This is a genomic window from Mesorhizobium sp. ESP-6-2 (assembly GCF_020164675.1).
GTDB lineage: Bacteria > Pseudomonadota > Alphaproteobacteria > Rhizobiales > Rhizobiaceae > Mesorhizobium.
In genome coordinates this window covers 232684-244704 of sequence record NZ_JAIUGT010000010.1, presented here as the reverse complement: position 1 = coordinate 244704, position 12021 = coordinate 232684, and the positions used below count along the sequence as shown (strand labels likewise).

The window sequence follows — 12021 nt, the reverse complement described above, 5'->3', positions numbered from 1 at the left end:
ACGATCGTCGCCTCGGCTTTCAGCGGCGGGCCCGCCACCAGGCGATCTTGTCCTGCAAGCCATAACCTTTGATGATCGCCGGCAAGAACCAGGGATCGCCCCTGTAGAAAGGGATGGAAGCCGGCGGTCGGAAATCGAAAGCCGTGCTGGCTTCCGGCGCGCGGCCGATCAGCTTGTAGGCGGCACGCGTACCGACCCACGGTGCCCAGACCACCCCGGAACCGCAAAAGCCGGTGGCATAAACGACGCCATCCTTCTCGAAGATGCGGGGCAGCATGTCGCGATTCATGGCCACGTTGCCGAACCAGCTGTGCGAAAAGCGAACCTTCTCCAGCTCTGGGAAGAGCTCTACCAGACCATTGCGAAGGCGGACGGTCGGGGCGGTCGGATCGCTGTTGCCGCGGGAACTGTCTCGCCCACCGAGCAGAATGCGCGTGCCGTCAGGCGAAGGACGATAGTAGAAGCCCAGCTCCCGGTTCTCGCCCATCATCATCAGCCTGGGCATCAGCCGCGCCATCAATTCAGGCGGTAGTTCCTCGGTGGCGATAATTCGGCTGCGAACCGGCACCAGCCGTCGGCGAAGGAATGGATCGGCGGCGTCGGTATAGCCGTTGGTGCAGACCAGCACCTGCCGAGCCTGAACAGTCCCGGCCGATGTCGCGACACGGAACCCGGACCCATCTTTCTCGATGGAAATCACGGGCGTTCGTGAGTGGACTGTCAGCCCGGAAGCCAAGGCAATCCGTAGGAGCTCGGCGTGCAACTTAGCCGGGTGCAAACCGCCAATGTCCATCCGAACCGTCCCGCCTCGGTAGAAGTCGGTGCCGATGTAGTTGCCCTGCTCGCCATGCGGAACAGCGTAAGATTCGATCCCTAGCCTCTTCGCCAGCGCCTCGGCGCCGCGGGCCATCTTCTCGTACTGGTCATATCCGATAGCACCCGTGAACCGGCCGACCAGCTTGAAATCGCAGTCGAGCGCCTCGGTCTTGATCAAGTCATAGAGGAACTCGCGCGCGAGCTTGCCTTCGGCCTCAATCGCCTTGGCTTTGGCCTCGCCAAAACGCCTGGTGATCGTGGCATGGTCCGGTCGGATCGATCCGCTGGTGATCCCTCCGTTGCGCGACGAGGCTCCTTCGCCAGGGTTCATGGCATCGAAAGCTGCAACCGAACGCCCTTCTCGGGCCAGCACGAGCCCGGCCGAGAGACCAGCGTAGCCGGCGCCCACAATCGCCACGTCCAGCCTCCTGGCCAGGGGCTGTGAGGGCAGCGCCCCGACGGGCGCGGCTTCCCACCAGTATGGCGTGTTCTTGTCCGCGACTTTGGACCATTGCATCTGAGTAGCTTTCCGTTTCGTAAGGATCGGCATTGGGCCGCGTGCGGCGATGAGATCAGACACGATCGTCCCTCACGTCGAGGGCATCTCGCAGGCCGTCGCCGATGAAATTGAAGCTGGTCACCGCTATGGTGATGGCGGCCCCAGGGATGATCGCCAGCCACGGCGCGCTTGCCAGATACTGCTGGGCGCCGTTCAGCATGTTACCCCAGCTCGGCAGAGGCGGCTGGATTCCGTAGCCAAGAAAGCTGATGTAGGACTCCATGAGAATCGCGCGGGCGACCGTGAGGGTGGCGGCGACAATGATAGGACCCATGGCGTTGGGGAGGATCTCGCGGAACATGATGTGGGTTCCGCTCAATCCCAGCATCCGCCCAGCCAGCACAAACTCGCGCTCACGCAGTGAATGGACCTCGGCCTCCACGATCCTGGCCACTTCCATCCAGCTTGTGAGGGCGATGACGACGGTGATCATGGCGGGGCTTGGCTTCAGGGCGGCTGCCAAGGCCAGCAGTATGAAGATCGAAGGGAAGGACAGGAAGCCGTCGACCGTACGCATCAGCGAGGCGCCGATCCACCCGCCACGATAACCCGCAATGACCCCCACCAGAGTACCGATGACTGTCGACAACAGCATGGCGAAGAAGCCCACCAGCAGTGAGATTCGCCCCGCCATTAGAAGTCTTGCCGCAAGATCGCGGCCGAGGGGGTCGGTGCCTAGAAAGTGGTAACCGGTCAGCGGGGGAGAAAAGCGGGCTCGCAGGTCGATATACAACGAATCGTAGGGCAGGAGATGGGGCCCGAGGACGCAGGCCAGCGTCAGCAGGGTGATGAGGGCCAGTCCCAGCAAGGCCAGGTGATGGCTCATGAAGCGACGTGCGGCGCGGCTGTGCCACCAGCGGCTCGGTCCTGCATTCATGGAGAGAGCGGTCATTTTGGCGATCTCCTCTTGGGGCGCCGCTTACGCGAGACGGATGCGCGGGTCGACGAGGGCGACCACGACGTCAGCGATCAGGTTGCACAGGATGACCAGGAGAGCGGAGAACATCAGCAGCCCCATGACAACCGGATAGTCGCTGTAACCCAGGCTATCGAGGAACAACCTTCCCATTCCTGGCCAGGTAAAGACGGTTTCGGTCACCAGCGCGCCAGTCAGGATGCTGGGAAGCTGCATCCCCGCCAGCGTAATCATCGGCAAGAGTGCGTTCCCGACGACATGCTTCATCAGAATCCGGCGTTCACTCAACCCCTTGGCCCGAGCCGTCTTGACGAAGTCCTGGCTAATGGCGTCGAGGGTCGCCGTCCTCATGTAGCGGCTCCAGATCGCGACATGGACCAGCGACAGCACGACACTTGGCAGGATCAGATGGTGGAGGTAGCCAAGGATCGAGTCATCGCCGATCTCGGACATATTGCCCGCTGGCAGCCAGCCCAACTTCAGGGAAAAGACGTAGATACCGACCAGTCCAAACCAGAAGGTAGGGACCGACAGTGCCACCATGGCGCCGACAGTTGCGAGATAATCGAATAGTGAATAGCGGCGCGTGGCGCCACGGATTCCGATCCAGGCGCCAACGGAGATAGCAATCACCGTTGAGGACCCCATCAGCAGCAGCGTCGCAAACAGGTGGCTGCCAATGACTTGCAATACCGGCGCCCCGTCGCGGAAGGAGTGACCCCAATCGCCATGCACCAGTCGCCATGCCCAGTCCAGATATTGAATCCATATTGGGCGATCAAGGCCCAGCAGCCCCTTGAGGCGCTCGATATCCTGCTGGGTCATTCCAGGATCAAGCCCAAATTGCGCCAGCGGGCCCCCAGGAAGGAGGTTCAAAATGCCGAAGCCGATGATCGAAACGATCACAAGCAGCACCAGGCTCTGCGAGAGGCGATTGAGCAGGAAGCCGCGCATTCCAGTCCTCCATGATGCATTTGCAGTTCGGTCTGTTACCGCCGCCCGCGCGAAAATCGGGCGGCGGCAAGGGCGCGATTAAGCCTTCCACCGCCAGCTTGCGGCATGCCACGACGCGGTGCGCGTATTGGCATTGGGCTCGAAACCGTCCAGTCCCTTCTTGCGTCCGAGCACGTTCGTAAGGGCCGACAGCGGCAGGAAGGGCAGATCATGACGCACTATTTCCTGCACGCGGTTATAGATCCCGCGCCGCTCCTCAGGATCGAAGATGCGAGCACCCTTTTCGAGAAGGGCATCGACCTCAGGATTGGAATATTGGCCGGTGTTCGAGCCGTGCCCGCCTTGAGCGGCGATTGCCTTCGTATGAAGGCGATTAGTGGCATCCGGGTCCGCGGCAATCAGATAGGTGACCCCCACCATAGCTGTGTCGAATTGCGACTTCAGCCAGAATTCGCCCCACATGACTGCGGGCGGCAGGTTCGAGATCTTCATTTCCACACCGATCTCGGCGAACGTCTGCTGTAGGAATTGCTGCGTCTGCTCGCGCAGATTGTTGCCAGACGTGGTTGAGTTGGTGAAGGACAGTCGCACTCCGTCCTTGGCTCGAATTCCATCCGGTCCCGGAACCCAGCCGGCCTCATCTAGAATCTGGCGCGCGCGGTCGAGATTGAACTCCTGCACCGGAAGGTTCGGATTGTAGTAATAGGACTCCTTCGGCATGAAGGTCTCGGTGAGCGTGCCCACGCCGTAGTAGATCGTGTCGACGATGGCTTTCCTGTCCATTGCGGCGTAGAGCGCCTGGCGCACTGCCAGGTCCTTGAACTGCGGACGGCCCAAATTGAGATAGATGGACTCCAGGGATGCCCCGGTCTCCAGCGTCACAACGCGGTCGGGAAGTTCGCGGGCTTCAGCGTAGTGGTCGGCAGTGATGTAGGACTGATCGACCAGGTCTACGTCGCCGCTCTTGAACTGCGTGTAGAGCACGGTCATATCGGGGATATACTTGAAAACGAGCTGCTCGACATAAGGGCCATCGCCGACATAATCGGGGTTGGCGACGAGTTCGATATGGTCGCCGGCAACGCGCTGATTCCATTTGAACGCGCCGGTGCCGATCGGCACCTGGTTGAACGCAGCTGTATTGGGATCGGCCTCCTTCTCCAGAATGTGCTTGGGCACCATGAAGGTTTCGGCCAGGAACGAAAGATAGGGCGCGAAAGCCTCTTTCATCCTCCAGGTGATCTCGGTAGGCGAAACCACTTTGATGTCCTCTACGAGCGAATGGCCGCTCGTACGCCAAGCCCGAAATTTCGGATTCGTGATGAGTTCAAGGGTGAATTTCACGTCCTCGGCCGTGAAGGGCTCTCCGTCATGCCATCGGACATTGTCGCGCAGACGCACGCGCCAGTTGAGCCCGTCCTCCGAAATACCGCCGTTCTTCTGGCTTGGTACCTCGGCCGCAAGATTCGGCTGAAGCACGCCTTCAGGGTCCATGCGGACCAGCGCGTCGAACACGGAGAAATGCACGGCGTCGTCTACTTCGATATGTGCCATCAAAGGATTGAAGACGGTCGGCTCCTGCGAAAGGCCGACGACAACGCGACCGGTTGGCTTGGTGGTGGTGCCCGCGAACGCAGGCTTACCGAGCAGGTTAGGCGCAATGAGACTCGCAGCCCCGCCTATCGCCATCATGCGTAGCGCGTCGCGGCGCGAGTAGTTAGATGTGGTGGTCGGTTGTCTCATGGTGGGTTCCTCCATTGTGGCGACAGGCGCCGTTACTTCTCATCCGTTTGCTGCGGCCGGGCAGGTTTTGCCAGGCTGCTCCCCCGGAATCGCGGCCACCAGCTCGCGCGTGTAGGCCGATTGCGGGTCCAGGAAGATTTGCGAGGGCGGTCCGCGTTCCACGATGCGCCCTTTCTGCATCACCGCGATCTCATCGCAAATCTGGCTGGCGACGCGCAGATCGTGTGTGATGAAGATCATCGATACGCCGGTCTCCCTCTGGATCTGGTCCAGAAGCTGCAGGATCTGCGCCTGAATCGATACATCGAGGGCCGAGACCGCCTCATCGGCGATCAGCAGCCTTGGCTTGAACATCAGCGCCCGCGCGATGCCTATGCGCTGGCGCTGACCACCGGAAAATTCATGCGGGTACCGGCTGAAGGCGCCGGCATCGAGCCCGACATGAGCTAACAGCGCCTTGGCCTCCTCACGCACTTGCGCATAGGGCGTGCCGTGCGCAACTGGGCCAACAGTAAGGATGTGACCGACAGTCGCGCGCGGGTTGAGCGACGCGAACGGATCCTGGAAGATCATCTGGATCCGCGGGCGCAGCGGGCGAAACTCGGTTTCGGAAAGCGCCGCGATATCTCGACCCTCAAAGAGAATACCGCCGCCGTCGCTACCCAGCAGCTTGATCAGAAGCCGGCCCAGCGACGATTTGCCGGAACCGCTCTCGCCGACGATCCCCAACGTGCGCCCCGGCGCCAGATCGAACGATACCTCGTTCACCGCCGGGACGATCCGCTGCGACCCGAACAGCGCACTGCCGCTGCGATACGTTTTCACCAGGCCTTCGACCTTGAGGATCGGCACTTTATCGGCTGGCGCCAGAGGAACACGGTCCTCGCCGGTAAGATGCGGGACGGCCGCGATGAGGCGACGCGTGTAGGGATGGCTGGGCGATTTCAGGACCTGTTGGGCGCTGCCGTGCTCGACAATGTGGCCCTTCTCCATCACCACCACGCTGTCCGCGATTTCGGCCACCACGCCGAAATCGTGGGTGATGAACATCACGCTCATTCCCTTGCGGCGCTGAATCTCGCGGATCAGTTCCAGGATCTGCGCCTGGGTGGTCACGTCAAGCGCAGTCGTCGGTTCGTCCGCGATCAAGACCGTCGGCTCAAGTGCGAGCGCCATCGCAATCATCACACGCTGCCGCTGCCCGCCGGAAAGGCGGAACGGATACTGGTGGTACATGAGTTCCGGGTCGGGCAGCCCCACCTCGGTCAGCAACCCGAGAGCGCGGGCGCGGCGGGACTTCGGGGTGCCGACGTCATGCGCCGCCATGACCTCGTCGATCTGCGCACCCACAGTCATCAGTGGATTGAGGGCCGAGAGCGGATCTTGAAAAATCATCGAAACGACCCGGCCGCGCATGCTGCGCAGCTTTTCGGACGGCATTCCTATGATGTTCGTACCATCCACATAGATGGCACCGGAGGCGACGCGGATCACTCGGGGAAGAAGCCCCATGATGGCGTTGGCGGTTACCGACTTGCCCGACCCGGACTCGCCGATGATGCACAGAATCTGGCCGCGCTTCAGGTCAAAGGAGATGTTCTTGACGGCGTGGGGCCGCTCCATGCCTTGCGGCAAGGTCACCGTGAGGTCCCGCACCGAAAGCACCACATCGAGGGCTGCTGCAGGTTGGATGCTTGCGGCCATTGCGATCACCTCCCTTTTCAACGGAGTGGGCCTACTCTGTTTCTGACCGCATCATCGCCCTTTGAGCAGAAGGTCACCACAGCGGCCATCGTTCGGCGTCTCGGCGCTCGCTGGCCTGCGACTGCGAAAGGCGGATCCTTTTCATCCTTGCGGCTCCCTTGCCGTGATTCAGTACGCAGAGCGGACGCTGTTCCCTTTTCTTGGAGAACTCCTCGAGGCAAAGCCCGCCTATTGGAAGCCCTCTGGAGCCTGTCCCACCATCAGGGATGGGTTGCTCCGTTCTTTAGCCAGTCTGAATGTTCTGGTTCCGCAGAGTCATCGAAACTTGGCCCCCTGGCAGCAGGAACTTCTGAATGAGCCGTCCAGATCGGCATTTCACTCTGGACCTGTTCCAGCACAGAAACCTGGATCATACCTCTATGTCGTTCATCTGGAAGTTCGCGCCTGGCATCGTAATGCCATTGATTGGTTGGTATCCCTGCCGCCCATCGCAGCGTCGGCAAAGGTACTGGACTAAGGGACAGTTGTGCCGCGAAAGCCTATGCAGGTGACGCGGCTGCACGAAGTGTGACCTGCTTGGACCGGTCAGGCGGAAGCTTTTCGCGAAACAAATGCCTGTCACGTAGGCGGCTAACGGCAGGATATTTTCGTCCAGGCACAAACTCCGGAGCCTGCCACTTCTGACCACAGGTTAGGATGCTTCAACATCGGAGCCCCTTCATGCCCGCGCCGCTCATGGCCATTAAGTCCACTCCGTCCTTGCCCCGGGAGGCGGACGTCGTCGTCATCGGCGGCGGCGTGGTGGGCGTGTTTGCGGCATACTATCTCGCGCGTCGCGGCGGCGGCGTCGCCCTGCTGGAGAAGGGGCGCGTGGCCTCCGAAAAGCCCAGCCGTAATTGGGGCTGGTGCCGCCAGCAGAATCGCGACGCGCGCGAACTGCCGATGACGAAGAGCGTCGATCTCTGGGAGAAGGCGGCGTACGAGACAGGCGAGGACACCGGCTTCCGGCGCTGCGGGCTCTTTTATCTCTCGCAGGATGAGAGCGAGCTGGCAGACTGGTTGAAGTGGAGCGACTTTGCGCGCAGGCGCGCCTGCGCGTTGATCCCCGAGTTTCGACGCGTCACCATTAGCCTGGCGCGGGACATAGGATTGCTGACACTATCACAGGCAGCAGGCCGATCGTCGATCCGCGTCCGTACCGGCCAGAGCGTCTGAAGACGGCCGCCTGGGGCAAGGTCGCGGAATTCTGAACCATACCACGGAGGCGTCTTTATGCGCGAATATAACATCGCCGCCATTCCAGCCGACGGGATCGGCCCGGAAGTCATAACCGCCGGCCTCCAGGTGCTCGAGGCGCTCGAGCAACGCTGCGGGGAATTCAAGCTTCGGGTCGAGCACTTCGACTGGGGCTCGGACTACTACAAGACCCACGGCCGCATGATGCCCGAAAACGGGGTGGCACAACTGAAATGTTTTGATGCGATTTTCTTCGGTGCCGTCGGCGCTCCGGATGTGCCCGACGACATCACGCTTTGGGGTTTGAGGCTGCCGATCTGCCAGGGCTTCGACCAATACGCGAATGTGCGGCCGACCAGGATCCTGCCTGGGATTTCCTCGCCGCTCGCCGCCGTCGGCCCCGGCGATCTGGATTGGGTGATCGTACGCGAAAATTCCGAGGGCGAATACTCCGGCCACGGCGGGCGAGCTCACCGGGGTCTACCTGAGGAGGTCGGGACCGAGGTCGCGATCTTCACCCGTGCCGGTGTGACGCGCATCATGCGCTACGCGTTCCGGCTCGCCCAGTGTCGGCCGCGAAAGCTTTTGACCGTCGTCACCAAATCGAACGCGCAACGACACGGCATGGTAATGTGGGACGAAATCGCCGCCGAGGTCGCGCGGGAGTTCCCCGATGTCACGTGGGACAAGATGTTGGTTGATGCTATGACAGTGCGCATGACACTTAAGCCGCAGAGCCTCGACACTATCGTCGCTACCAATCTCCACGCGGATATTCTGTCCGATCTGGCCGGCGCCCTCGCGGGCAGCCTCGGCGTGGCGCCGACAGCCAACATTGATCCGGAGCGGCGTTATCCCTCGATGTTCGAGCCCATCCATGGCTCTGCATTCGATATTACCGGCAAGGTGATTGCCAACCCTGTCGCCACATTCTGGACCGCCGCCCAAATGCTCGAGCACCTGGGCGAGGATGAAGCAGCCGCCCGATTGATGCGAGCCGTGGAAGCTGTAACGGCCAAAGATGTGCTGACACGGGACGTAGGTGGCGATGCCACCACGCAGGAAGTGACGCATGCCGTGTGCCGGGCGATCCACGGCTCGAACGTTTGAGGTCTGAGATGAAGCTCGACAAGATCGACGTCAGGATCCTGTCCGAATTGCAAAAGAACGGGCGCATATCCAATGTCGAGCTGGCTGAACTCGTCCACCTTTCACCGAGTCCCTGCCTAATGCGGATGAAGAAGCTTCAGGCGGAGGGCTTCATCATCGGCTATTCAGCCCAGATCGATGTCTCCAAGCTTGGGCAAACACTAACCGTCTTCACTGAGATCACGCTCAGGAACCATCGCCAGAACGACTTCGCACGGTTTCTTGCGACGGTCGAAAAGATCGATTCCGTTATCGAATGCCATCTCGTTTCAGGCGGCTACGACTATCTCGTTAAGTTCATCACGGCGGGAATCACGGAGTACCAGACGATCATGGAGCGGCTGATTGAGATGGATATCGGCATCGACAAGTACTTCAGCTTTGTCGTGCTGAAGTCGCCAGTTGTGAAGGCGCACCTGCCGCTTGATGCAATATTCGACCAATGAGGGAGTGGCTGCCCCGCCTAAGGGCAGCCGCGCGACCAGTCATTCTCTCATCACTGCCCGCAGGTCCTTGTCTTCGAGCGTCTGGTTGAGCGTCTGCCGCGTGCGTTCGATGATCCCGTCAATATCCTCATCCGTGCAGCAGAGCGGCGGCGCATAACCCAGGACGCCGTTGGCGAAGGCGCGGATAACAAGGCCGTTCTCCCACGCACGGTCGAATATGCGGCGCGCCGGATCGGCCTCCGGAGGCAAGGGCGTCTTACGCTCCTTGTCGGTGACCAGTTCGACCGCGGCCAGCATGCCGCGACCGCGTACGTCGCCGACCAGCGGGTGGTCATCGAGCGAGCGAAGACCCGCCATCAGTCGCTTTCCGGCCTTTCGCCCGTTGTCCAGCAGACCTTCCTCGTAGAGGCGCAGGCATTCGAGGGCGACCGCTGCGCTCACGGGGTGAGCGGAATAGGTGTAGCCATGGCCGACCAGCGCCTTGCCGGCCCCGTCCGCGATGGCGTTGTATACGTGGTCGGACATGAAGACTGCTCCCATCGGAACGTAGCCAGAGGTCAACCCCTTCGCGGTCGTCATAAGATCCGGAACCACATCGTCCTCCTCGCAGGCGAATAGCGGACCGGTGCGGCCGAAGCCGGTGATGACCTCGTCGGCGACGAACAAAACGCCGTTTTCCGTGCAGACCGCGCGCATGGCCTTCAGCCAGCCCGCCGGCGGAACAAGCACACCGCCCGAGCCCTGGATCGGCTCCACATAGAAGGCGGCCACGCGATCCGCGCCGATATCCGCGATCTTGGCCCGAAGGGCCGCGACCGAAGCGTCAATGACGGCCTGAGGATCGGAGCCGACCGGATTGCGATAGGCATAATGCGACGGGATCTTATGCTGCCAGTCGTAAGGCACCCCGAAACCTGCATGGAAGACCGGCAGCGCGGTGAGGCCGGAACCCGCCGTCGAAGAGCCGTGGTAGCCGTTCTCGACCGAGATGAACTGGTCCTTCTGCGGCGTTCCCTTGGCGTGATAGTAGTAGCGGATGAAGCGGATCGTGCTATCGACCGCGTCGGAGCCGCCGAGCGTGAAATAGATGTGGTTCAAGTCGCCGGGCGCCAGTTCGGCGAGCCTGGCGGCGAGACGAATGGCCGGTTCTGAGCCCAGCCCGAAATAGCCCGTCGCGTAAGGAAGCTCCCGCAGCTGTTTCGTCGCGGCCTCGACGATGCTGTCCTGCCCGTACCCGACATTGACGCACCACAGCCCAGCGAAGCCATCGAGGAGCGTGTGTCCCGTTGCGTCGGTCACCGTCGCACCCCTGGCTGATTTCAGCACCCGCACACCCATCGCCTCATGACTGCGATAGGACGCGACCGGGTGCACCAGATGCGCGCGATCAAGTTCGATCAGCGAATTCGCAAGCATTTCTTCCTCCAGATCAACCGAAAGCCTGAGGTGCATAGGCTAAGCCGCCGAAGACAGCAGTTGCTCCCGACGCGGGGCCATGCGCTACGCGTTTTCACTAGGGTTTGCCGCTCCCGCCGCATCTTCTGCCGACCGGCGGCCGACAGGCTGTGTGCCGCCAAAAGCTCGAAGAAATACCCAGCGCAACTCTCTGCCAAAGCAGCGATGGAATACAAAACGATCTGCTTCGGATCGCGTGAAATGCGGCGACTAGTCTTCCACGCGGCTAACTATGGTGCTTGCGGTACAGGCACGCTGTGCCGAGAGATAGGAGGATGGTCGCTATGACCAAGTTCAGACCGAAATACATCACCTTCGACTGCTACGGTACGTTGACCAATTTCGACATGGCAGGTGCCGCGAAGCGCGTCTACGGCTCGCAACTATCCGCGGTTGCAATGACGCAGTTCATCAAGGACTTCGCTGCGTATCGCCTGGACGAGGTTCTAGGTGCCTGGAAGCCCTACGCCGAGGTCGTGCACAATGCCATCGAGCGTACGTGCAAGCGCAACGCTGTTCCATTCCGCCCGGAAGACGCCCAGCGTATCTATGAAGAAGTACCGACATGGGGCCCGCATCCGGATGTGCCGGCTGGCTTGGCCAAAGTCGCCAAGGAGATCCCGCTGGTGATCCTGTCGAACGCGATGAAGAGCCAGATCATGTCCAATGTCGAGAAGCTGGGCGCGCCGTTTCACATGGTCATCACCGCTGAGGAGACCGGTGCCTACAAGCCACAGATGAAGGGCTTCGAATACATGCTCGACAAACTTGGCTGCGGACCGGAGGACATCACCCATGTCTCCTCCTCGTTCCGCTACGACCTGATGACCGCCTACGATCTGGGCATCAAGAGCAAGGTCTGGGTGAACCGCGGCCACGAGCCGGCTAACCCGTTCTACGAATACACCGAGGTCAAGGATATCGGCGGGCTCGCCGCCGCCGTCGGCCTGGAGCCCATTCGTAAGATCGCTTGAGGCTGGTCTTCCGCCTGTCGCAGCATCTGAAATTTCGAAATGAGAAAGGGGCGGTCGAACCGCCCCTTT

9 protein-coding genes and 1 pseudogene are annotated in these 12021 nt (G+C 61.2%); 4 read left to right on the top strand and 6 right to left on the bottom strand.

Translation table 11 applies throughout. The features are described from left to right. Positions 1-19: 19 nt before the first annotated feature. From LB532_RS24470 to LB532_RS24450, 5 genes are all read right to left on the bottom strand, one after another. Complete coding sequence (locus tag LB532_RS24470) at positions 20-1333, bottom strand: NAD(P)/FAD-dependent oxidoreductase (protein ID WP_140641047.1); 1314 nt, start codon at positions 1331-1333, stop codon at positions 20-22. A gap of 55 nt (positions 1334-1388) precedes the next feature. After that, positions 1389-2267, bottom strand: coding sequence for an ABC transporter permease (locus LB532_RS24465; protein ID WP_140640942.1), 879 nt, complete (start codon positions 2265-2267; stop codon positions 1389-1391). A 27-nt stretch (positions 2268-2294) separates the two neighbouring features. Further along, entirely contained in the window at positions 2295-3245 is a 951-nt protein-coding gene (locus LB532_RS24460; protein ID WP_140640940.1) for an ABC transporter permease, read from the bottom strand. Positions 3246-3323: 78 nt separating this feature from the next. Continuing rightward, complete coding sequence (locus tag LB532_RS24455; RefSeq protein WP_181169413.1) at positions 3324-4934, bottom strand: peptide ABC transporter substrate-binding protein; 1611 nt, start codon at positions 4932-4934, stop codon at positions 3324-3326. Between the two features lie 93 nt (positions 4935-5027). Further along, positions 5028-6692: an ABC transporter ATP-binding protein gene (locus LB532_RS24450; RefSeq protein WP_140640938.1), complete on the bottom strand. Its 1665-nt coding sequence runs from the start codon at positions 6690-6692 to the stop codon at positions 5028-5030. Between the two features lie 720 nt (positions 6693-7412). Between LB532_RS24450 and LB532_RS24445 the strand changes: the two are divergent. The 3 genes and pseudogenes from LB532_RS24445 to LB532_RS24435 form a co-directional block, all read left to right on the top strand. Further along, positions 7413-7775 (top strand): annotated as a pseudogene (locus tag LB532_RS24445) (FAD-dependent oxidoreductase); the annotation flags it as partial. A 189-nt stretch (positions 7776-7964) separates the two neighbouring features. Beyond that, entirely contained in the window at positions 7965-9038 is a 1074-nt protein-coding gene (locus tag LB532_RS24440) for a tartrate dehydrogenase (RefSeq protein WP_224557303.1), read from the top strand. 8 nt (positions 9039-9046) lie between these two features. Then, on the top strand, positions 9047-9523 hold the full coding sequence (locus LB532_RS24435; protein WP_140640934.1) for an Lrp/AsnC family transcriptional regulator: 477 nt from the start codon (positions 9047-9049) through the stop codon (positions 9521-9523). Positions 9524-9562: 39 nt separating this feature from the next. Here the strand turns inward: LB532_RS24435 and LB532_RS24430 are convergent, their stop codons facing one another. Further along, positions 9563-10939 (bottom strand): aspartate aminotransferase family protein, encoded by a 1377-nt coding sequence (locus LB532_RS24430; RefSeq protein ID WP_140640932.1) that lies wholly within the window; start codon positions 10937-10939, stop codon positions 9563-9565. A 323-nt stretch (positions 10940-11262) separates the two neighbouring features. Here LB532_RS24430 and LB532_RS24425 point away from each other — a divergent pair, with 323 nt between their 5' ends. Next, positions 11263-11952, top strand: a complete 690-nt coding sequence (locus LB532_RS24425) for a haloacid dehalogenase type II (protein ID WP_140640930.1) — start codon at positions 11263-11265, stop codon at positions 11950-11952. The last annotated feature ends 69 nt before the right edge of the window (positions 11953-12021 follow it).